Source organism: Paenibacillus sp. PastF-3, from assembly GCF_029893135.1.
In the GTDB taxonomy this organism is placed as follows: Bacteria; Bacillota; Bacilli; order Paenibacillales; family Paenibacillaceae; genus Paenibacillus_AQ; species Paenibacillus_AQ nitricinens.
This window is the reverse complement of record NZ_JARXWM010000001.1, coordinates 222,567-244,545: the sequence shown is the minus strand read 5'-3', so window position 1 is coordinate 244,545 and position 21,979 is coordinate 222,567. Positions and strand designations below refer to the sequence as shown.

18 protein-coding genes are annotated in these 21,979 nt (G+C 46.1%); 3 read left to right on the top strand and 15 right to left on the bottom strand.

What is annotated here, in order from left to right; all coding sequences use genetic code 11:
• Positions 1-168 precede the first annotated feature (168 nt).
• Together M2444_RS01155 and hrpB are read right to left on the bottom strand one after the other, a co-directional pair.
• Positions 169-753 (bottom strand): general stress protein, encoded by a 585-nt coding sequence (locus M2444_RS01155; RefSeq protein WP_094874122.1) that lies wholly within the window; start codon positions 751-753, stop codon positions 169-171.
• Between the two features lie 96 nt (positions 754-849).
• The gene (gene hrpB / locus M2444_RS01150; protein ID WP_280786018.1) at positions 850-3,342 is read right to left on the bottom strand and encodes an ATP-dependent helicase HrpB; all 2,493 of its coding nucleotides are present in this window, start codon (positions 3,340-3,342) and stop codon (positions 850-852) included.
• A gap of 157 nt (positions 3,343-3,499) precedes the next feature.
• Between hrpB and M2444_RS01145 the strand changes: the two genes are divergently transcribed.
• Positions 3,500-3,925 (top strand): GNAT family N-acetyltransferase, encoded by a 426-nt coding sequence (locus M2444_RS01145; protein ID WP_094878256.1) that lies wholly within the window; start codon positions 3,500-3,502, stop codon positions 3,923-3,925.
• A 118-nt stretch (positions 3,926-4,043) separates the two neighbouring features.
• Here M2444_RS01145 and M2444_RS01140 read toward each other — a convergent pair whose 3' ends face one another.
• Complete coding sequence (locus M2444_RS01140; RefSeq protein ID WP_094874128.1) at positions 4,044-4,442, bottom strand: DnaJ family domain-containing protein; 399 nt, start codon at positions 4,440-4,442, stop codon at positions 4,044-4,046.
• Between the two features lie 1,218 nt (positions 4,443-5,660).
• Between M2444_RS01140 and M2444_RS01135 the strand changes: the two genes are divergently transcribed.
• On the top strand, positions 5,661-6,137 hold the full coding sequence (locus M2444_RS01135; protein ID WP_280786017.1) for an SRPBCC family protein: 477 nt from the start codon (positions 5,661-5,663) through the stop codon (positions 6,135-6,137).
• Here M2444_RS01135 and M2444_RS01130 read toward each other — a convergent pair.
• The 4 genes from M2444_RS01130 to M2444_RS01115 form a co-directional block, all read right to left on the bottom strand.
• Complete coding sequence (locus M2444_RS01130) at positions 6,129-6,938, bottom strand: SDR family oxidoreductase (protein WP_094878752.1); 810 nt, start codon at positions 6,936-6,938, stop codon at positions 6,129-6,131. The genes M2444_RS01135 and M2444_RS01130 overlap by 9 nt on opposite strands.
• Before the next feature lie 138 nt (positions 6,939-7,076).
• The gene (locus M2444_RS01125; protein ID WP_094874597.1) at positions 7,077-7,943 is read right to left on the bottom strand and encodes a transglutaminase family protein; all 867 of its coding nucleotides are present in this window, start codon (positions 7,941-7,943) and stop codon (positions 7,077-7,079) included.
• Positions 7,940-8,893: an alpha-E domain-containing protein gene (locus tag M2444_RS01120; RefSeq protein WP_280786016.1), complete on the bottom strand. Its 954-nt coding sequence runs from the start codon at positions 8,891-8,893 to the stop codon at positions 7,940-7,942. The genes M2444_RS01125 and M2444_RS01120 overlap by 4 nt, the downstream gene beginning before the upstream one ends.
• 68 nt (positions 8,894-8,961) lie before the next feature.
• Positions 8,962-10,425, bottom strand: a complete 1,464-nt coding sequence (locus M2444_RS01115) for a circularly permuted type 2 ATP-grasp protein (RefSeq protein ID WP_280786015.1) — start codon at positions 10,423-10,425, stop codon at positions 8,962-8,964.
• Positions 10,426-10,778: 353 nt separating this feature from the next.
• Here M2444_RS01115 and M2444_RS01110 point away from each other — a divergent pair, with 353 nt between their 5' ends.
• Positions 10,779-11,666, top strand: a complete 888-nt coding sequence (locus M2444_RS01110) for a DUF1835 domain-containing protein (RefSeq protein WP_280786014.1) — start codon at positions 10,779-10,781, stop codon at positions 11,664-11,666.
• A 119-nt stretch (positions 11,667-11,785) separates the two neighbouring features.
• Here M2444_RS01110 and ftsY read toward each other — a convergent pair whose 3' ends face one another.
• From ftsY to M2444_RS01070, 8 genes are all read right to left on the bottom strand, one after another.
• On the bottom strand, positions 11,786-12,793 hold the full coding sequence (gene ftsY, locus M2444_RS01105; RefSeq protein WP_094874594.1) for a signal recognition particle-docking protein FtsY: 1,008 nt from the start codon (positions 12,791-12,793) through the stop codon (positions 11,786-11,788).
• Positions 12,794-12,845: 52 nt separating this feature from the next.
• Complete coding sequence (gene smc, locus M2444_RS01100) at positions 12,846-16,415, bottom strand: chromosome segregation protein SMC (protein WP_280786013.1); 3,570 nt, start codon at positions 16,413-16,415, stop codon at positions 12,846-12,848.
• A gap of 171 nt (positions 16,416-16,586) precedes the next feature.
• The gene (gene rnc / locus M2444_RS01095; protein WP_042127220.1) at positions 16,587-17,291 is read right to left on the bottom strand and encodes a ribonuclease III; all 705 of its coding nucleotides are present in this window, start codon (positions 17,289-17,291) and stop codon (positions 16,587-16,589) included.
• A 12-nt stretch (positions 17,292-17,303) separates the two neighbouring features.
• Complete coding sequence (gene fabF, locus M2444_RS01090) at positions 17,304-18,542, bottom strand: beta-ketoacyl-ACP synthase II (protein ID WP_076282776.1); 1,239 nt, start codon at positions 18,540-18,542, stop codon at positions 17,304-17,306.
• 218 nt (positions 18,543-18,760) lie between these two features.
• Complete coding sequence (locus M2444_RS01085) at positions 18,761-18,994, bottom strand: acyl carrier protein (protein WP_036686493.1); 234 nt, start codon at positions 18,992-18,994, stop codon at positions 18,761-18,763.
• A 224-nt stretch (positions 18,995-19,218) separates the two neighbouring features.
• Positions 19,219-19,968: a 3-oxoacyl-[acyl-carrier-protein] reductase gene (gene fabG, locus M2444_RS01080; protein ID WP_094878488.1), complete on the bottom strand. Its 750-nt coding sequence runs from the start codon at positions 19,966-19,968 to the stop codon at positions 19,219-19,221.
• Between the two features lie 52 nt (positions 19,969-20,020).
• Complete coding sequence (gene fabD, locus M2444_RS01075; RefSeq protein ID WP_094878489.1) at positions 20,021-20,944, bottom strand: ACP S-malonyltransferase; 924 nt, start codon at positions 20,942-20,944, stop codon at positions 20,021-20,023.
• Between the two features lie 37 nt (positions 20,945-20,981).
• On the bottom strand, positions 20,982-21,971 hold the full coding sequence (locus tag M2444_RS01070; RefSeq protein ID WP_139328492.1) for a beta-ketoacyl-ACP synthase III: 990 nt from the start codon (positions 21,969-21,971) through the stop codon (positions 20,982-20,984).
• Positions 21,972-21,979: the final 8 nt, after the last annotated feature.

The following is a 21,979-nucleotide window of genomic DNA, read 5'->3' as shown; positions in this document are numbered from 1 at the left end:
TGGTAACTGCTTTGTGCATTTTTCAGTTACTTCTCAAATATCCGAATATAATTTGGATTATTATCCATATCATACCACATGTATAACAAAGACTGCACCTCACAGCTTATCGCTAGGAGGTGCAGTCTTTAATGAATTGTTCATAGTAAAAGTAGGCCGATTAACATTTTAGATTTTATCGCGGTTATAAACTTCAGCCGTTCGGTCTGCTCTGTTAGCCATTGAATTACCTAGACGAGTATCTTCGTTATAGACGCCTTCGTAACGCTGAGCATTTAGTGAGCGATTGTCTCGGAACACATCATGCGCTTGATACCCTCGTCCATTATCCTCAACAAGCACAAGGATCTTGCCACTTTCTACGTATCCTTCGTATTCTTTTGCCTCATCCTCAGGAATGCCAAGACCGATCAGGCCGCCAACTAAGCCACCTGCACCTGCACCGACGGCTGCACCTGTTAATGTTGCCACAATAGGTCCCGCTGCCAGAATAGGACCAATGCCCGGAATGGCGAGCGCTCCGATACCTGCTAGAAGTCCGGTAACACCACCTAATACGCCGCCCGTAGCAGCACCTGTTGCCACTCCTTCGGGAGCTTTTGTACCTGTATCATCCGAAATATGTCTTAGCTCATCGCGATCACGTGTGATTACTGATATTTCATCATTACTGAACCCTTGATTGTGAAGTCCTTCAATGGCTCTGGTTGCTTCTTGTTCTGTATCAAAGATACCTACGATTTTTTTAGTCACTTGAAGCCCTCCTTAGTAATTGTCTTCGCTAGTTAATTACCCTGTAAGCTGAAGTCAAAACATCTAATTTAAAATTCAAGTGCACGAATAACCATATTATTTCTTGGGACGTGTTCGATGGGTCGGAATAGCTTGCAAAGGGTCGTCTGGCCAATAGTGCTTAGGATACCGTCCTTTTAGATCCTTTTTAACCTCAAAATAAGTGCCACGCCAAAAGCTTGCAAGGTCAGAAGTCACCTGCATCGGTCTTCTTGCCGGTGACAAAAGATGAAGCAAAACAGGTACCTTCCCCCCTCCAATTCTAGGGGTGTCTAACTGTCCAAACATCTCTTGCAAACGCACAGCCAGTACGGGAGCAGCTGGATTAGCATAGTCCACCGGCACACGCGAGCCACTAGGAACTGTTATATGTGTCGGTGCTTCCTGTTCAAGAAGCTGTCGCTGATTCCAGTCCAGCAGCCCCTCAAGCGCCCGGGATAACGGGATTCGCTGAAGATCGCGCAAGTTCCGCATACCCTGAATGTAAGGTAATAGCCATTCATTCAGCGTCTCAATTAATGCTTCATCTGAGACATCCGGCCAATCTGAACGTAAGGCATGCATAAACATTAACCGCTCACGAAGCTGCAGGGTTCCCTTTTCCCACGGTAAGATATCAACCCCATCCTCTGCGATTACACTTAGCAGTACTTTCGCTGTTTCTTCTGCGGAGGGTCTTTCATGTGACGTTTCTTTTAAGACAAGAGCGCCAAGCATCGTTCGGCGGCGTTTTTTCACGCTTCCACTTTCTTTATCCCAATACACATCAGAATCCTCTATGATGTGATCTGCATGATATTTAAGCAGTTCTCCTTCTTCTAGCTCAGCTGCCAGCAAGATTGCGCCTTGTGTGGCTCGATCGTCAACAGACGCAGCCACAATATAAGCGGATCGGGCCAGAGGTTGCCCTTCCCGCATGGCCACGCCACGACCGGCGGATAGCAGAAACGCGCCATCACCGCGTTTCTGCCCGATACGGTCGGGATAGGCGAACGACAGAAGCAGCCCGCAGGGGCTGACGTCGTTCACGGTCCCGCCCGGCGCTGCTTGCAGCTGCGCCAGGAAATCGCGGCTCTCGCGCACCACCGTGCGCAGAGCCGCAGGGTCCGCTCCGCCCGTATCGGCGGAGCGCTCGAACCGGAGCAGCGCCTCTACGCGGAGCGTGAGGTCGCAATCTTGTGCCGCGGGACCCTTGAACAGGTCCCGCTCTTGCAGCAGCGCCGCCAGCCGGCAGGCTAACGGTGCTGCGCCAAGCTCTGCCGCGCGCAGCAGCATATGCGCGGCTCGCGGATGCGCGCCAAGCGCGGCCATGCTGCGGCCGTGCGGCGTGATGGCGCCGCCGGCATCCAGCGCGCCGAGCTGGCGCAGCAACGCGGTGCCCTGCGCATAGGGCGCAACGGGCGGCGCATCAAGCCAAGCTAGCGCGGCAGGATCGCGCACGCCCCACAGCGCCAGCTCCAAAGCGAGCTGCGCAAGATCCGTCTCCATAATCTCCGGCACATTGTCATCCGGAAGGCGATTATGTTCCTCCTGACTCCACAGCCTGTAGCATACGCCCGGAGCTGTCCGCCCGGCCCGTCCACGCCGCTGATCGGCAGAGGCTTTCGATACCGGAACCGTTGTAAGACTTGGCATTCCCGTACGCGGAGAGAAAATCTGCGTGCGACGCAGCCCTGTATCAATTACCGTTCGCACACCTTCAATCGTCAAGCTTGTCTCTGCAATGGAGGTCGCTAGCACGACTTTACGTTCACCTTCTTTAGACGGAGCCACTGCGGCATCCTGCATAACCTGTGGTAATTGTCCATACAAAGGGCGAAGTACGACCCCATCCGAAAGCTTACCCTGTTCCAGCTCATTTTGGGTTCTGCGAATCTCTCGTTCACCCGGCAAGAATACAAGAATATCTCCCGGCTGTTCAGCAAGCGCACGTCTCACTACGGCTGTGGCCGATTTTTCAATTGGAAGATTCCCTGTAGTTGGGGTATAGATAGTTTCCACCGGATAGGTTCGTCCCGGACAATCAACGACTGGCGCATCGCCCAACATAACCGAGACCCGTTTACTATCCAATGTTGCTGACATAATCAGAATCCGAAGATCATCACGCAGCACTGCCTGCGCTTCCAGCGCCAGAGCTAGTCCCAGATCCGCATGTAGACTACGCTCATGGAACTCATCAAAAATAATCAGACCCACATCCCCTAGTGATGGATCACTCTGAAGCATCCTCGTTAAGACACCTTCAGTCACTACAACAATTCGTGTATGCTTGCCTACCTTAGTGTCGTTCCGCATCCGATAACCTACCGTCTGTCCAACACTTTCTCCAAGGCAGGACGCCATGTAAGTTGCAGCTGATCTTGCAGCAAGTCTTCTGGGCTCCAGCATAAGAATGCTTTTACCAGCCATCCATGGCTCGTCCAGAAATGCCGGAGGCGTTCCTGTTGTTTTGCCCGCACCGGGTTCTGCAATCAGAACAGCCGCCGGTGAGGAGATAAGTATGTTTTTAAGGTCTGGAAGCACCTGTAAAATTGGAAGCTGTTTCATTGTATCTCTCCATCGTTTGTAATAATATGTTATGATTTCCTTTGATGTGGTCTAAACCCTATTTATCATGTGCGAAAAAACTTCAAAGATCAAGATAAACTGTACTTACCATTTCAAGTATAACTTTCTTATATTATAGAAAAGGAGGCTTTCTAAAATGCTTGTAACTACAACTACTGCCGCTATTTCAGATTTATCTATACTCAGCAAGATCGATAGCATGGTCATTGGCAGCGAAAATCGCAAACCTAAAATCGAGCAATACATTCTAAACGAGCAATGTGTTGTAGCTTCGATTAACAGTGAGCCTGTCGGTTATGCTTGTTACGATACCACTTTTTTCGAATGCTGTTTTATTCAGCTCGTAATTGTGAATCCTAATTTCAGACGTCTTGGCATTGCCGGTGCACTTATTCGTTACATTGAAGAACATTCTCCAACCCCAAAGCTGTTTACTTCCACCAATGAGTCCAATACGATCATGCAGCAAGTGTGTCTTTCTCTAGGATTTGTAAGAAGCGGAATCATTGAGAATTTAGACGATGGTGATCCAGAATGGGTATATTTCAAGCAAGCAAGATGAGAATACACTTATGAAGCGAAGTACGCAAAAAGGCAACTCTTTCGTCTAAACCGACTTAGAGATGCCTTTATATCATACTATTTATCCTCATGTCCAAACAAAAGAACCCTAATAATCGTTATTCTTCTTCCCTAATTATCTGTTCGTGTATTTGAACACTGTATTCCATAAAAGCAGAATTACTATCTAAGCCTCGTTCACGCAGAAGCTCTTGCAGACGCAGCCTTTTCAATGACAATTTTGCCCGGATTGCCTTGCCTTCACTAGTTTCAATACCTCCGCTATTGTGGCAGGCAGCGAGCAGCCCTTCGAGGGTAACGCATTCTGCACGCAATGATACTTCCTCGGGCACCAGGCCGGAATTCTTCATAATTTTGAACGACATGCGCAATTCTTCTGGCACGCCCGATAAATCCTCAAGCTCCAGTGGCTTGCCATGCCCAGGTAAATCTCGAAATTCCCCATTACGCATAGATTCTTGAATTCGCTGCTCAACCAGCCAGGACATCATCCCCATATACGCAGCCCCCTTCCCATTCACCAATGCCACACCCTATGATCCTCCTCGCCAAAGCAAAAGTATGGCAAGCAGAATTGCGTCTATTTTAGCATAAAAAACTGTAGATATACATCAAACTGCCGCAATGTATTCTTATAAAAGGCGATGCTTTTCCGCTCTGTGAATCTTCCTCGTCATCGCAGATCGTTCGGACTAAGGAGCCCTAATTTCGCAATTTCAGGCTATTTTGCTACACTATCGGACTCAGTTGCACCTATTCACACAAATACACCCTATTTTTAATAGAAATTGTGGAAATAAGAGCTATGGCTATGCAGTCCGATACCGCTAAAATAAGCACTAAAAAGCTCAAATAGCTGCAATGCAGTCCGAAAAGTCTGCGCATCCTCATATTCGCCTCCGCAGATCGCTCAGGACTCAAGAGTCCCCATTCCGCAAATTCAATTTATTCTTCTACACCATCATTCTCTGCTCCCTGTCCGTAACATATTACAGACGCCAAACCAAACCGTACAATAGTTTTTTTTCATGCGAACAATTGTTATACTCGTTCTAATAAGCCAACTCAACAAGAAAAACGCCTGACGTCGTCCTTGGAGGTAGAGTTACAAGCTGAGTACATCCGTAATTCCATACTCGTATCCATATACACCTTCGTAGTGAGGTTCCGCTTACGGACCGAATGGCTTTATTTCGATGAAATGAGCACATATATTAGTGACGGACCGTATTGCACTTATTCCCTAATAACAAGCCCCTTCCCGGGTGATCTGGGGTGAATAACAGCGCTGGCTCATTTACGTTACCGGCGGCACATTGTATTCGGTTTTTCGCATACATTTGGCTCATTTACGTTACCGGCGGCACATTGTATTCGATTTTTCGCATACATTTGGCTCGTTTATGTTACCGTCGGCACATTGTATTCGATTTTTCGCATACATTTGGCTCATTTACGTTACTGGCGGCACATTTGTATTCGGTTTTTCGCATACATTTGTCCGTAGGCTCGACTAAAACATGCATTTCGGAGGATATAAGGTCCGTTCGGTTTTTAGAATCTGATGGATGACTCCTCGTTTATTTCATGTCTCCTGCTTCTTCACGTTCACCCCTCCTTCCTCTTTCTTCGGAGTTATCCACATTTTTTTGTATTGTATAATTTCCTAAACAATAAAAAAGGACTACAACAGCAGTCCAAAGGAGAAATATAACATGATAGCTAACCTCAAAAAAGTTGATGATCATTATGTCGCTCGTTTCGAACGTCAACTAAAACAACCCGCATCAGAAATATGGTCCTTTCTGACAGAGAATGAGAAGCTTGCTTTATGGTTCACTGAATTACGTGTTGAAGACCTGCGTAAAGGTGGATTAATCAAGTTTGATATGCAAGACGGGACCTTTGAAGAAATGACGATTACCGCCCTGCAACATGAATCCGTTCTTGAATTTACGTGGGCTGAAGATTCAGTTCGCTTTGAGCTATATCCAAATTCAGAAGGATGTTTACTCGTCTTGAATGAAACGATCCGGACGCTCACGCCACACACACCCCGAGATTTAGCTGGCTGGCATGTATGTCTGGATGTGATCCAGCATCTTCTGGATGGTACCACGCTAGAGTCGCGAAAAGCTGAATGGAACGTTTGGTATGAACAATACCAAGAAGCGATCTCTAAATTAGGATAATAAAGACTCTGCTCCATCAATCACAATTTGCGCACCTGTAATATGAATGGATTCATCGGAAGCCAAAAAAGAAACTAGATCGGCAACATTATCCGGTTTACCCGGCCCATCTGCCAGCGGCTGCGCACCATCGGGAAATTCAATCGGAATGACGATCGCTTCTACCTCTTCGTTCATTTCAGTGGTTTCATCTATATTGGTAGCAATCGCCCCGGGGCAGATCACATTCACTCGGATTTTAAACTTAGCAAGCTCAAGTGCAGCCATTTTGGCAAAAGCCACCTGTCCAGCTTTGGTAGTGCTATACGTAGACCATCCAAAGCTGGCAAATCTAGTATTCCCATTGATGGAGCTAGTGATAATAATGCTACCTTTCCCTTTATCCTTCAGATGAGGGATCGTATATTTAAAGGTCAAAAAGGTCCCCGTCAAGTTCACCGACATCGTGCGTTCCCAATCACTCAAGCTCAGTTCCTCTATAGGTCCGACCGCACCATTGATTCCCGCGTTAGCGAATACTACATCTAAGCTGCCGAATTGTTCGATTGTCCTGCGAACGCCTTCCTCCATCCCTTTTTCATCCGAAGTATCTACCTCTATGGCTAATGCACTATCTTTGCGAAACTTGTTCAACTTATCCGCTAAAGATGAGGTACGTTCAAGATTCAAATCAAAAAGCGCTACATTAGCACCTTCCCTCGCCAGCTTAATAGCGGTAGCCCGGCCAATTCCTGAGCCCGCTCCTGTAATAATTGCTGTTTTCCCAATAAATCTTTGTTTCTTAGCTATGTTTGGACTCATATGTAATCTCTCCTTTAAGATCTCTAAGTGATGTACTATGGATCAAGATTACCCAAAACCATGTACACTGGAATCATCTTCACAAAAAAACTCCCCGTTCAAAAGCTTGAACAGAGAGTTTCATCTATATAGATCCATTTAATTGTCCAGCTTCCGCACGTCCACTTTCACGGTCAGAGTGCCTGCTCCACCACGATATACGCCTTTTACAGGTACAATATCTTTGTAGTCCCGTCCGTGACCTAACTTAATATAACGCCAATTGACCTCAACATTATTCGTCGGATCGAAACCAAGCCAACCTGTACCGGGAATGTGAGTCTCCACCCAAGCATGTGAGGCTTGCTCAAAATTAGCATTACTCCCTTGCAAATCACCGACAAAATGATATCCACTTACATATCTGGACGGCAGACCGACACTACGGCAGACAGCAATCATTAGATGAGCATAATCCTGACATACACCGCGTTTAAGCTTCAGTGCTTTTTTTACCGTAGTATTTACACTTGTAGCCTCAGGGTCATAGGTGAACTGTTCATAAATCGTCGCAGATAATTTAAGAATCCATTCATACATATCCTCTGCTTCATTAAAAGGGTACTGTGAGGCAAACTCCACTAATTCAGGCGTCACCTCGGTATAACGAGTCGGCAAAATAAACTCAATATAACGGTTCTGAAATCCCTCGTCATTTAACAATCTAATTTGTTCTTCAAGAGTTGTTCTCGGGAGGTCTGTCCCCTGAGCTTTATCCAGTGTAACTACAGTAGCTTTAGTGTGGATGACCATCTCCGTATGCGGCTTATTAACCGAATAGGCATGGACCCGATTTCCGAAGAAATCCTCATAGGTTAAAAGATTTGCTGGCGGGTAAATATCCACTTCATGGTGATAACAGGATTGGCGATAATTCGTGCGTGGCGTGAGTCTGATCTCATTGACACTGTCCGTAACCGGCTCTGGATAGCTGTATGTGGTGGTATGATTGATTTGAATCTTCATACAGACACTCCTTCTCGCCGAAAAAAGGCGCCCTCCATTGTTTTACCAAGTTTTTGACAGGATATCACCAGCGATTTAAGCACATCTTCCACTAGCTCGCCGGACATTTCTTCTTTTTCCATATAATCCAGCTCTGCTTTTAGCTTACCCGCTTGACGGATAACCTTCTCATGGCCTGAACCTTTCTCTGAGGAATCTAGTTCAAGCTTTGCTAAATGCTCTTCCAGCTGATGAAAAGAAAAACGAATGGAACGCGGAAATTTGGGATTTGCAATCAAGAAATCTAAAATGCTCTCCGGGGACATAGCATCAGCATAATAACGGCGAAACGCCTGGTACCCACTAACAGATTTAAGCACCGCCTGCAACTGAGTATAAACCGCGTTAAGCTCCTTAAAACGGCATGAGACAATGACCGCCTGCAAGATACGAGTTGTATTCTCTGCCCGCTCTAGAAACCGTCCGCTCTCCATGAAATGCCACTCATTCCCTCTAAGCATGACCGACTGCTCTGCACCGAGAAACATGGCTGTACGCTCCTTAACCTGCTGATAGAACTGATGTGGACCACTCATAATATCTGCAACAGACCGCTCACCAAGCCATAGGTTGAAGCTGTTGACAACATCCCATAATTCACTTGGAAGCTGCTGACGGAGTGTCCGCAGATTATTTCTAGCATGATGTACACAAGAGAATAATGAATTAGAATTGCCTAAATCAAGTGTGATGAAAGATAGGACATCCTGCTCGGAAAAGGTTTCGAACTGCTGCATATATTCACCTCGAACGCCTAGCGCATCGATTAACCTTGACCATTTATGTCCTTCTTCATGAAAATCCTCTTCCTGCTGGATATGATAATGAACATTGATTAGCCGCGCATGATTCTCTGCCCTTTCAATATATCTGCCGATCCAGAACAAAGCTTCAGCATTTCGATTCAGCATCTCCAGCCACTCCCTTATCCTACAAATTGATGCTGCATTTTATTATTCACTTCATCTACATAGCAGTATCATGCCATGACCCAAGTATCCTTTACGCCACCACCTTGTGAGGAATTCACGACCAATGATCCTTCTTTCATAGCCACCCGTGTCAATCCCCCAGGTATAACATGCGGCTTCCGGTCAGCACCCATTAATACAAACGCCCGAAGGTCGATATGTCTCGGTGCCATTGTTCCACCTGATAATACCGGTGCTCTAGATAGAGACATGATCGGCTGCGCAATATAACGTTCCGGGTCGGCAATAATCTTCATTCTGAATTCAGCCAGCTCCTCTTTCGTAGCTTCACTTCCGATCAGCATTCCATATCCCCCGGATAAAGAGGTTTCCTTCACAACCATTTCAGATAGGTTCTCAAGGACATATAAACGTTCATCAGGTCTGCCTAGCAAATAGGTCGGGACATTTCCAAGAATCGGTTCTTCATTCAGATAATAACGAATCATATCCGGTACATAGACATACATCGCTTTATCATCAGCAACACCAGTCCCCGGGGCATTAGCAATCGCTACATTCCCTGCCCGATACGCATTCATCAGACCCGCCACCCCTAGAAGTGAATCCGGCTGAAAAGCTAACGGATCAATGAAATCATCATCCAAACGCCGATACAGTACATCTACACGGCGATGTCCGTTCATTTCTTTTAAATATATTTTGTGATCCTTTGCAACCAAATCTCGTCCTTCTACCAAATGTATACCCATCTGTTGTGCTAGAAAAGCATGCTCATAATAAGCAGAATTGTATTCCCCAGGTGTAAGAAGTGCGATAACCGGATCTGACTTTCGTGAGGGTGATAAACTACGTAGAACGGACAAGAAGCGATTCAAGCTATGATCAACATCTCGGATGGAGCTGGCAAAGGACAATTCTGGAAACAACTGATTCATCAGGGTTCTGCCTTTAAAAAGATATGAAAACCCTGAAGGCGTTCGTAGATTATCTTCAAGCACATAATATTGCCCATCATGATGGCGGATCAGATCGATTCCCGAGGTAGTGATGTAGGCTCCACCAGGCACCCTTAGACCAGCCATCTCGGGACGAAAATAACAGTTGGAGATGATCATACGCCTTGGAACTATTCCATCCTTTACGATATACTGCTCATGGTAGATATCATGAATGAACAGATTCAAAGCCGTGATACGCTGAATTATTCCTGCCTCTAGCCTCTCCCATTCATTTTTAGGTATAATGCGTGGAATCATATCGAAGGGAATCGTACGCTCCATGGGATGATCCTGAGCCGGATTGTATAACGTAAAAGTAATTCCTTCCTCCATCATCCTGCGCTGCATCAAATTCTGCTTACCCTGCAGCTCTTCCGAGCTCATTCCGGAAAACATGCGATTCACATGTCTGTAATGCGGCCGGACATTTCTCTTATCTGCATACATTTCATCAAAAAAATGTTGCAGCGGATATGGAGACAGACCTGGCAGAGGATCTAATTTGGACATGAGCCCGACTCCTTTCGATAAATGTTATCTTTACTAACAACCTATACTTTAATTCCTGAAAATATCCATGAAAATATTGTTTTGTATTCCCATAATACGTAAATTCTATTGCCGATGTCAATATATATAACAGAGAAATGTGATCTCTGAATATTTCCGCGGTTTGGAATCGCTTCCTTTCTCTCTTATATAGGCTGTCGGAGCTGAAGTGTAGTTTCTTCATTGAATTGTATGCAGGAGTAGTGACAAGCAGTACTATTATGAATTTTTCATATGTTGGTTTTTTTATATAGTTTTCTGGGGAGGTGAATTCAGTTATATGGTATAATTTGGAACGTTAGGAGAGTGAACAAATGGATCACAAATATACTATGACCATGGAGCAGGAAGAGGCTAGGCGGAATCATATTTTTCTTTTATTTGGCTTATCAGAAGCGGGTTCGATGAAGGTAGCACTTAGTCGTGTAGGTAGACGTCATTTAATAAGAGTACTTTCGTTTAATGAGACGTTCTCTGCTGGACCGCTGTGCAAATTAGATAATGATGAAGGGTGTCATGCCCGTGAGTTATGGTTTCAGGAACGATTTCCGGATCAGGGTTATCATCTCAATCCCCAGCATAAACTGGAAGCTATGATTCAGACCTTAAAAGAAATTCCCGAGGACAAAAAAATCACGATTTGGTGCGGAGACAACTCCCATGATCAGACAGGTTTACGATTTGCACTTTCTGTTCTTAGTGAGCGGAAGCAACCTGTTCATGTTATAAATCCAATCGAAGCTTATGAGAAGCTTCTTGGGATTACGGATCAATTTAGCATGGGCTTATCTCCCCAATCCCTGGGTCAGCTCCCAAACGAAGCGGTGCAAATTATTATCAAAAACACCGAAAATACGGAGCCCCTTACCTCCGCAAAGAGAAAACAGTATGAACTGGAGTGGCAAGAAATCAGCAACACTGAGGATATGCTTCGAGTATGGTCCAAGGGTCAACTAACGAATGTAACCGAAACATACTATGACGAAGATATTCTGTCCTTAATTCTGCAACTGCAAAAGAATGAACAGGGCGATCATTTCGTAAATGCAGGACTTATTGCAGGTACAATTATAGGGCAGTGGAATTTATTTATCAGTACCTCATTTATAGAATATCGCTTTTGGAGGCTTATTAGTGAGGGAAAGCTGTTATTTAAAGGGATACCCTACGCGCTGCATTTGTACTTTTTAAGAATTCCTTAGTGGTCACTACATTAACAACTAACTAGCATTTTTAAAAAAAGGAATGCCCTCATAACTAAATATAGCTTCGAGGACATTCCTTGTAAATGTTGCTTATGAAAGTTGTGTGGATGATTGAACTAAGCTTGCTCTTCCGATTCTTCTGACTCTTCTTCCTCGGTAATTAATCCGGCAAAAAGAGCATGCACGAACTGCTGAGAATCAAATGGCTGCAAATCTTCCATCTTTTCTCCCAGTCCTACGAGCTTCACTGGTAAGTTCATTTCCTGACGAATGGCTACTACAATTCCGCCTTTAGCTGTACCATCCAGCTTCGTCAAGACGAGCCCTGTTACCCCACTCTTTTCACCAAATAGCTTGGCTTGCGTAAGCGCATTTTGACCTGTGGTCGCATCTAGCACCATCAGCACTTCATGCGGAGCACTAGGAATTTCTCTTTGAATAACACGGAAAATCTTGTTGAGCTCTTCCATCAGATTACTCTTATTCTGAAGTCTGCCTGCCGTATCACAAATCAAGATATCTACATTCCGCTGCTTAGCCGCTTGAACAGCATCGAACATAACAGCGGCCGGGTCAGAGCCAGCTTGTTGCTTAATTACGTCTACGCCAGCACGTTGACCCCAAACTTCGAGCTGTTCAATCGCTCCGGCACGGAACGTATCCCCTGCGGCCAAAAGAACTTTTTTACCCTCTTGTTTGTAACGATGTGCTAGTTTACCGATCGTAGTCGTCTTGCCTACTCCATTTACCCCAACGAACAAGATAACTGTAATGCCATCCGGATTTTCCTTCAGGCTGTTATCGTCATCGCCGCGCAGCAATTCCATGAGCTTACGGGACAAAATGGGTTGCAGCTCAGCTGCATCTTCAATTCGCTTTTGCTTCACTTCAGCGCGCAGATCCTCGACAAGTGTCATTACTGTATTAACACCTACGTCCGCACCAATCAAGATTTCTTCCAGCTCTTCGTAGAACTCTTCATCTATTTTTTTACGGCGGATAATCAGGTCTGCTACCTTCTCGACAAAGCCTTTACGGGTTTTCTCTAATCCGTCGCGGAATTGTTTGGTTACACTTTCCGTTTTGCCGGAAATGCTTTCTTTTAACTTCCTGAAAAAGCTCATTTGTTTCCTCCTAAAAGTTTTGTATTAAAAAGCTCAACATTTCGTCACGCCGTTATGCGATCTCTGCTTCCTCATCCTCTAAACGTACAGAGACAAGCTTGGATACTCCGCCTTCTTCCATCGTCACTCCGTAGAGCACATCCGCCTCTTCCATCGTTCCTTTGCGGTGTGTAACGACGATAAATTGCGTTTGTTCCGAGAACTCACGCAAATACTGTGCAAAACGCACGACATTCGCTTCATCTAGCGCAGCCTCTACCTCATCCAGTACACAGAACGGAACCGGCTTCACTTGCAGGATGGCAAACAAGAGGGCCATCGCAGTTAAAGCGCGTTCCCCGCCGGATAGGAGCTGCAGGTTTTGAAGCTTTTTACCCGGTGGCTGGGCTACGATATCTATCCCTGTTTCCAGCATATGCTCTGGATCCAGCAGCATGAGATCCGCTCGTCCGCCTCCGAACAGCTTCGAGAACACCGTACCGAATTGTTTACGGATCGCATCAAAGGTCTGTTTGAAGCGTTTGGACATTTCATCTTCCATCTCACGGATAACTTGGTACAGGGTAGTCTTGGCTTCGACCAGGTCATCTTTTTGTCCGCTGAGGAAGGTATAACGCTCATGAACACGCTGATATTCTTCAATCGCACCTAAGTTCACTTCGCCAAGTGCAGAAATACTGCGTTTCAGACGCTGTACATCCGCTTGTGCGGCAGGCACATCTTCAGGTACAGGATAACGTTGCTTCGCTAGTTCATAGCTTAGCTCGTAGTCATCACTCAGCTTACGAAGAATATTATCAAGTTCAACATCGAGACGACCTACAGAAACTTCAGTAGAACGCAGCTTGTCCTCCACGACTCTAAGTGCCTGACGCTGATCCTTGGTCTTGCCCTCCTCTAGTTCAAGCTTACGGGTTAACGCGGAACGTTCCGCCCTAGCTAGATCCAAAGTACCGGCTGTCTCTTCCTTCTTCAGACGATAACTATTCAAATCTTCTTTCTGTTTCACGGTTTCCAAAGTATTACTAGCCAAATCCTGTTCGATCGTATGTAACAGATTTCGATTCTGGCGCAGCTCTTTATCCTGTGAACCCGCATCTTGTCTTAGACGACGTAATTGCTCCTCCAAGGAGAAGATCTCCTGATCGAGCTTGCCTTCCGAAACCTTCATACTGGTCAGCTTACCTTGCAACTCTTCCTTAGCCGATTCATTCGCTTTACGCGCCGATTCGGCATTACGGATACCCTCATGAGCTTCCTTCTCTTCCTTCTCGAGACGTTCAAGCTCAGCAGAGGCTTGTTTTCGAGTCTCCTCAAGCGCGCGAACCTCACTTTCAAAACCACTACGTTCCGCGCCTGTACTCTCCACTTGTTCCTGCACATGCCGAAGCTCCTGTTCAAGCTGCTTCAAATCGCCAGAAACACGTTGCTCTTCCAGTCTTTTCTCATCACCATCACGGCGCAGGTCCTCTAGCTTCACGCTAGCATTCTCCTGCTCTTCACGAAGTCTGGCTATGCCTTGCTTCAGCTTAACAATTTGACGCTCGCTCTCTTCGATCTCACTGCTCAGCTGATCCAGCTGGCGTTTACGACTAAGTAAGCTATTGTTCTTCTTATGCTGGCTACCACCAGTCATGGAGCCCCCGGCATTGACTACATCACCCTCTAGCGTAACCACACGATAACGATACTGGCATCTAGCGGCGATACGATTCGCCTGCTCCAGGCTCTCAGCAATAACTACATTACCAAGCAAACTGCCAATAATACTTGCATACTTATCATCGTATCCAACGAGTTCGGAACCAATTCCAACAAAACCTTCAGCATCTTCCACCATTCCACGGTCACTACCGGAAATTTGGCGTGGCCGGATAACATCGAGTGGTAGAAAAGTAGCTCGTCCCAATTGACGTTGCTTCAGGAAAGATATCGCTTGGCGAGACACGCTCTCATTATCCATAACCACGTGTTGCAGCGATGCACCCAGCGCAGTCTCAACAGCCATTTCCAGCTTCTCCGGAACGGAGATGAGTTCAGCAACCGCACCATGCACACCGTTAAGCTGTCCTTTACGGGCACCTTTGAGAACTTCTTTAACCCCAAGCATAAAGCCATCGAAATCATCCTGCATTTCTTTCATGGTCTCGTGACGGGAGACTTGTGCTTCCCGCTTCTGTTCCCACTTTCTCAGACCTGATTGCGTCTCTTCAATCAGCTTCTGACGTTTACTAAGTTGTTCACTCTCAGTAATATAAGCACCACGAAGATTGCTTAGTTCTTTTCCAAGCTGGGCAATCTTATCTTTTAGCCCTTTCTGGTTAGCAGACAACTCTTCCTGCCGTGCAGTCCATTTGCCGCTTTCTTCTTCACTGCGGCTCATACGACGTTCCAGATTCTCCTTCTGTTGATCCGCGTAACGAATTTCGTTACGCGCATTCGCCATAAGGTTCATTAACTCCAGGAGAGCACTTTTCAGCTTCTCCTCCTGGCTCTGACTAATACCGTCAGCGACACCTTCGAGTCTTGTCTCTTCCGCTTCGATCTGTTTCCGAAGCTCAACAAGCTTGAGACGGGACGCTTCGAGCTTAGCTTCTAAATCTCCAAGCTCGCGTTGTCGATCCGCAGAACGTTCACCTACAGAACCTAATGTGAGCATTAACTGTTCTCGGTTGCTCTCAAGATTACGCTTGCGTTCTTTCAACACTTCCCCGTAACCTTCGCTCTTCTCATAAGCCTCACTATAACGGAGCAATTGCTCTTGCTGCTTCTCGATCTGTTCTTCTATCGCGCGCAGTTCGGCACGTCCGCTTTCCAGCTTGGCATCATGGGCTGAGACTACAGTAGATAATTCCAGTTGCTCATCCTTTAAAGTTTCGAGCTTAGCGTTACCTTCCTGCCAAGCTGTATGAATCCCTTCAATCTGATGCACATAGACTGAAATTTCCTGATGCTTCAGTTGTTCCCGAAGCTCTTTAAAGCGAATGGCCTTCTCCGATTGATCCTTTAGTGGACCAATCTGATCCTCAAGCTCACTAATCAAATCGTGAATACGAAGCAAATTTTGCTCCGTGTCATCAAGCTTACGACTTGCATCTTTTTTGCGCGATTTATATTTTACAATACCCGATGCCTCTTCAAAGATGCCTCGCCGATCTTCGGAACGAGTACTCAGAATCTCTTCAATCCGACCCTGTCCGATAATCGAATAAGCCTCACGCCCGATACCGGTATCCATGAACAGCTCTGTGATATCCTTCAGTCGGCAGGATTGCTTATTAATTAAATATTCACTCTCACCACTACGGTGAACACGCCGAGTCACTGTAACTTCGCTGAAATCCAATGGAAGCGTGTGATCCTCATTATCGAGCGTAAGTGATACTTCACCATAATTCACAGCTTTACGCGCGTCACTACCGGCAAAAATAATATCTTCCATCTTGCCGCCACGCAGTGATTTAGCACTCTGTTCGCCGAGCACCCAGCGTATGCCGTCAGAAATATTGCTCTTGCCGCTTCCGTTCGGACCCACTACGGCCGTTATTCCGCGCACAAATTCCATTTCTGTTTTGTCGGCAAATGATTTAAAACCAGCTAATTCTATCCGTTTCAAAAACATACTTGCCTATCACCTCTGACCCATTATACCATAGCGTTTATTCGCCTAAAATAGCTTCAAAATGAAGCTTGGCTATTCTTTCGAAAAAGAGCAGCAACGGTCTGAGCTCCGCCTAAACGCCGGTATTCAGACCTTTGCTGCTCTCCTCCGCTTGTCCACATGATGCAAAATTCAGGCACCATCTTCTTTCAGATGCAACAGTGCAGCTGCTGCAGCCTGCTGCTCTGCTTCCTTCTTCGAGCGGCCGCTCCCTTTACCAAGTGAACGGTTAGTCATTAACACTTCAGAGACGAATTCACGCTCATGCGCGGGTCCCCGTTCTTCAATGATCCGATATTCCAACGTACCCATATTGTGCTGCTGAATTAGCTCTTGCAGTTCCGTCTTATAATCGGTCATCTGCATTTGCAGTTTCCCATCCGTCTCCACAAGTGGAAATACGTGATTATCAAGAAAAGACCGTACAGTTTCCAGCCCTTGGTCAAGATAAAGCGCTCCCACGAAGGATTCGAACACATCAGCCAGCAGGGCCGGGCGAGTACGTCCGCCCGTAAGTTCTTCCCCTTTTCCCAGCAGTACATAACGGCCAAAACCTAAACTCTCAGCGAACTTAACCAGCGAAGGCTCGCATACGATAGCGGCACGTAGCTTGGTCAGTTCCCCTTCAGGTCGATCTGGCAACAGATTGTACAAATATTCAGAAACCGTCAGCTCCAGTACAGCATCCCCTAGAAATTCGAGACGCTCATTATCCTGATGCTGATTGAAACGGTGTTCATTCACATATGATGCATGGGTAAAGGCCTGCTTCAGAAGCACAGAATCGTGAAATTGGATTTGAAGTTGCTGTTGTAACTGCTTCAGTTCTCCTTTCACCGCGCTGTCCCCTTACTGATTATATTTTTTTAGAATAACTGTAGCGTTATGTCCCCCGAATCCAAACGAATTCGACATTACAATATCAAGATCCGCTTTACGTGGAACATTTGGTACATAATCCAAATCACATTCTGGGTCTTGGTTGTCCAAATTAATCGTTGGTGCAATCATACCCTTTTGCAAAGAGAGTCCGCAGATAATAGCTTCTACACCACCGGCAGCACCTAGAAGATGACCTGTCATGGATTTCGTTGAGCTAATAGCTACTTTATAGGCATGTTCGCCCAATGCTTTCTTAACAGCAGCCGTTTCTGATCGATCTCCTACAGGCGTTGAAGTACCATGTGCGTTAATGTAATCAATATCTTCAGGAGAGATACCAGCATCACGGATTGCCATCTTCATGCAGCGAGCTGCTCCATCTGGATCCGGTTCAGTCATATGGTGAGCATCAGCGCTTAGACCATAGCCGATAACCTCAGCATAAATCTTCGCTCCACGCTTCTCAGCATGTTCAAGGGATTCCAGAATCAAGATTCCAGCGCCCTCTCCCATAACGAAACCATCGCGATCTACATCAAATGGACGACTAGCTTTCTCCGGCTCATCATTACGAGTGGACATCGCTCTCATTGCACAGAATCCTGCCATTCCTGTTGGTCGAATGGTCGCTTCCGAACCACCGCAGATCATAGCATCCGCGTCTCCACGTTGAATCAGACGGAATGATTCCCCAATGGAATGACTTCCTGTAGCACAGGCTGTCACTGTAGTCGTATTCGGTCCCTTTGCACCGAGGTTAATGGACAGCTGCCCAGAACCCATGTTAGCGATCATCATCGGGATAAAGAACGGGCTAACCCGTTTTGGCCCTTTTTCAAGCAACAGATTATGATTGTCTTCCCAAGTACCAAGACCACCGATACCCGAACCAACAGATACACCGATTCGTTCAGCATCGATATCTTCACCGATCTTAAGTCCACTGTCGCGCAATGCATCTTCACCGGCAGCCACTGCAAATTGTACAAAACGGTCCATTTTGCGGGCTTCCTTGCGGCCAAAAAGCGCCTCAGGATCAAAGTCTTTAACTGATGAAGCAATTTGCGTAGTGTATTCACTGACATCAAACGCTTCAACCATCGATACACCTGATTTACCGCTCATCAGATTATCCCAGAACGTCTCCAAGTCTTTCCCTAGTGACGTAATTACGCCCATCCCGGTTACAACCACTCTATGACTCAAACACAATCACCCCATCTATAGGCTGTATACATTATATTCAGTACTTATATACTGCAAATTATTACTATATGAACAGCGATCACCGCATCATTAAAGCTTACGCGGTTCTGTTATAATCCCTATAAAGCTGCACATGGCAACCTTTAATACATCTTTAATGCTGTATAAATGAGGAGAAGCCCCGCCCAAGTTGGAACGGGACTCTCAATCATATGACTCTAGGTATGAGATTGTATGTACTTCACAACTTCACCCACGGTCGTAATCGTCTCTGCATCTTCATCAGAGATTTCCATGTCGAATTCATCTTCCAATTCCATAACCAATTCTACTACATCAAGAGAATCAGCACCTAAATCATCTTTGAAAGACGCTTCTAATGTTACCTCAGCTTCATCGGCACCTAAGCGGTCGATGACAATGCGTTTTACACGCTCTAATACATCGGACATCCGGTTCACCTCCTCTTTTGGTATTATACGAGATATGAGGTCAAAATACCATAGACCGCAAAAAACGCTTTCCTGATCCCTCACATTTCATCTTTAAAACAGTGTAATTTCTCCCAAGCATAAAACGCCTTCGGCCTCCTTATAAGGACGGTAAGTGTTTTAGCGAGAAATATAAGGATAAGTATAGTGTGAAACTTATACTTTCTTATATTTTTGACGGAGAGTTACATATACATCCCGCCATCCACGTGTAGTGTCTGGCCGGTCATATAAGCGGCACCTTCAGAAGCTAGGAAAACAACTGCCATAGCTATCTCTTCCGGACGCCCAAGGCGAGCTAGTGGAATGCCCTTCTCTAGCTCACTGCGAACTTCTTCAGAAAGCTCACGCGTCATATCTGTATCGATAAAACCAGGAGCGATACAGTTGACAGTGATGCCCCGCGAGGAGAGCTCACGAGCGGCTGCTTTCGTCAGGCCGATGACACCAGCCTTAGCTGCAGAGTAATTAGCCTGACCAGGGTTACCTGTCACGCCCACAACCGAGGAAATATTAATGATACGACCATAACGTTGTTTCATCATCGGACGTGTAGCTGACTTAAGGCAATTAAACACACCTTTCAGATTCGTCTCGATCACTTGATCGAACTCTTCCTCTTTCATGCGCATAATCAGATTATCCCTGGTAATGCCGGCATTATTGACAACAATGTCAATACGTCCCCAGGTATTAAGAACCTCTTTCACAAGGCTCTCGGCCTGTTCACTATTGCCGACATCTCCCCGGAGCGCAATCCCCTCCGAGCCAAGCTCGGCAATACGAGCCACTGTCTCGTGTGCCGCTGCTTCACTCCCTGCATAGTTCACAGCCACCTTTACGCCGTGTTCTGCAAGTGCAAGCGCGATACTACGACCAATGCCACGTGAGCCGCCAGTTACAAGGGCTGTCTGGCCCCGCAATGCTGAGAACATAGTTTAATCCCCTTTCAATCATGATACTGTTGTCAAAATGTTAAACCATCCCTTACAAAACAGTTTGAACACTTTCAAGTGTATTAATGTTGATTACTTTGACTGTTTTGTCTATTTTGCGGATTAAACCGGCCAGAACACTGCCCGAACCGATCTCAACAAAAGTATCCACACCATCCGCAATCAACCATTCAATACTGTCCTGCCAAAGCACAGGAGAATACACCTGACGAACAAGCAGTTCGCGAATTTCTTCGGGATCTGTTACCGGTGATGCTGTGACATTAACAATGACAGGTACATTTGGAGTGTTGAAGGTTACTTTCTTCAACTCTTCTGCCAAACGATCTGCAGCAGCTCTCATCATTGAAGAGTGAAAAGGTCCACTTACTTCTAGCGGAATTGCCCGCTTGCCACCAGCTTCTTTAACACGCTGCACAACACCATTAACACCTTCCTGAGATCCGGAAACAACGATCTGACCTGGACAGTTAACGTTAGCCAGTTCTACAACACCACTCTCTTCAGAGATAGTTTGGCATAATACTGCCAGCGCTTCACGTTCAGCACCAAGCACTGCCGCCATTGCACCTTGTCCTCCTGGAACAGCTTCTTCCATGAAGCGGCCTCTCAAGCGCACAAGTGTTACAGCATCTTCATATGACAACACACCGGCAGCTACTAGTGCACTGTATTCACCAAGGCTATGACCAGCAACATAATCCGGCTTCATACCCTGCTCACGCAGAGCTTCAAGATAGGCTACGCTTGCTGTAAGAAGCGCTGGTTGCGTGTTTACTGTTTGCTTCAAGTCACTGTCCGGTCCTTCAAAAATCAGCTTGCTCAGTGGAAATCCGAGAACTTCATCCCCTTTCTCGAACACTGCACGGCTGTTTGGAAGAGCATCATAAACATCCTTGCCCATTCCAACTGCTTGCGCTCCCTGACCGGGAAAGACGAATGCAATTTTACTCATAAGTATGAACTCCTTCCCGTATAACGGTCTTAGCTTATTACCAGATCAATACAGATGCGCCCCAAGTCAAGCCGCCGCCGAATCCAACCATCAGGACGGTGTCGCCTTCTTTCATACGTCCTTCTTCCGCCGCTTCAACAAGAGCAAGTGGAATGGAGGCAGCCGAAGTATTGGCATATTTATCAACATTGATCACACATTTTTCTGGTGGCAAATCAAGACGCTGCATAGCGGATTGAATGATACGAATATTCGCTTGGTGAGGTACGAACAAATCAATATCTTCCTTACCCAGACCAGCTTTAGTAAGCACACGTTCTGTAGCTGAGCCCATTACACGAACTGCAAATTTGAATACTTCACGGCCATTCATATAAATGAAATGCTTCTTATCTTCAACGGTTTGCTGAGAGGCAGGTAAGCGCGAACCGCCGGCTTCTAGCTTAAGCAAGTTCCCTCCAGAGCCTTCAGCACCCAGATCAAAGGATTGGAAACCACGACCTTCTGGAACCTCACCAATGATAACTGCACCTGCTCCATCACCAAACAAGACACAAGTATTGCGATCCGTATAATCTGTGATGCGGGATAAAGTATCCGCACCTATAATAAGTGCATTGTTGTACATTCCGTTCTGAATAAAGCCAACCGCAGTAGCTAAGCTGTATACAAAACCAGAGCAGGCTGCTGACAAGTCAAAAGCCGCAGCGCCTTTAGCACCCAGTTTATCCTGCAAAATGCAGGCTGTAGAAGGGAAAGCACTATCAGGTGTTACTGTTGCAATAATAATAAGATCCAAATCTTCGGCTTTCATACCAGCGGAATCAAGTGCCTTGAGTGCTGCTTCATACGCTAGATCAGAAGTTGCCTCGTGAGGTGCAGCAATATGTCTTTCACGGATGCCTGTCCGACTGACGATCCACTCATCGTTAGTCTCCACTATTTTTTCCAGATCGCTATTTGTCAATATTTTCTCAGGTACATATTTCCCAGTTCCTATAATCCCAACCGGTCGCAACTGTCTCATGTCGTCAC

Excerpts from the sequence above, each read along its gene's own strand:
- hrpB (WP_280786018.1), bottom strand. The coding sequence starts at position 3,342 with ATGAAACAGCTTCCAATTTTACAGGTGCTTCCAGACCTTAAAAACATA.
- M2444_RS01145 (WP_094878256.1), top strand. The coding sequence starts at position 3,500 with ATGCTTGTAACTACAACTACTGCCGCTATTTCAGATTTATCTATACTC.
- M2444_RS01140 (WP_094874128.1), bottom strand. The coding sequence starts at position 4,442 with ATGGGGATGATGTCCTGGCTGGTTGAGCAGCGAATTCAAGAATCTATG.
- M2444_RS01135 (WP_280786017.1), top strand. The coding sequence starts at position 5,661 with ATGATAGCTAACCTCAAAAAAGTTGATGATCATTATGTCGCTCGTTTC.
- M2444_RS01130 (WP_094878752.1), bottom strand. The coding sequence starts at position 6,938 with ATGAGTCCAAACATAGCTAAGAAACAAAGATTTATTGGGAAAACAGCA.
- M2444_RS01125 (WP_094874597.1), bottom strand. The coding sequence starts at position 7,943 with ATGAAGATTCAAATCAATCATACCACCACATACAGCTATCCAGAGCCG.
- M2444_RS01120 (WP_280786016.1), bottom strand. The coding sequence starts at position 8,893 with ATGCTGAATCGAAATGCTGAAGCTTTGTTCTGGATCGGCAGATATATT.
- M2444_RS01115 (WP_280786015.1), bottom strand. The coding sequence starts at position 10,425 with ATGTCCAAATTAGATCCTCTGCCAGGTCTGTCTCCATATCCGCTGCAA.
- M2444_RS01110 (WP_280786014.1), top strand. The coding sequence starts at position 10,779 with ATGGATCACAAATATACTATGACCATGGAGCAGGAAGAGGCTAGGCGG.
- ftsY (WP_094874594.1), bottom strand. The coding sequence starts at position 12,793 with ATGAGCTTTTTCAGGAAGTTAAAAGAAAGCATTTCCGGCAAAACGGAA.
- smc (WP_280786013.1), bottom strand. The coding sequence starts at position 16,415 with ATGTTTTTGAAACGGATAGAATTAGCTGGTTTTAAATCATTTGCCGAC.
- M2444_RS01085 (WP_036686493.1), bottom strand. The coding sequence starts at position 18,994 with ATGTCCGATGTATTAGAGCGTGTAAAACGCATTGTCATCGACCGCTTA.
- fabG (WP_094878488.1), bottom strand. The coding sequence starts at position 19,968 with ATGTTCTCAGCATTGCGGGGCCAGACAGCCCTTGTAACTGGCGGCTCA.
- fabD (WP_094878489.1), bottom strand. The coding sequence starts at position 20,944 with ATGAGTAAAATTGCATTCGTCTTTCCCGGTCAGGGAGCGCAAGCAGTT.
- M2444_RS01070 (WP_139328492.1), bottom strand. The coding sequence starts at position 21,971 with ATGAGACAGTTGCGACCGGTTGGGATTATAGGAACTGGGAAATATGTA.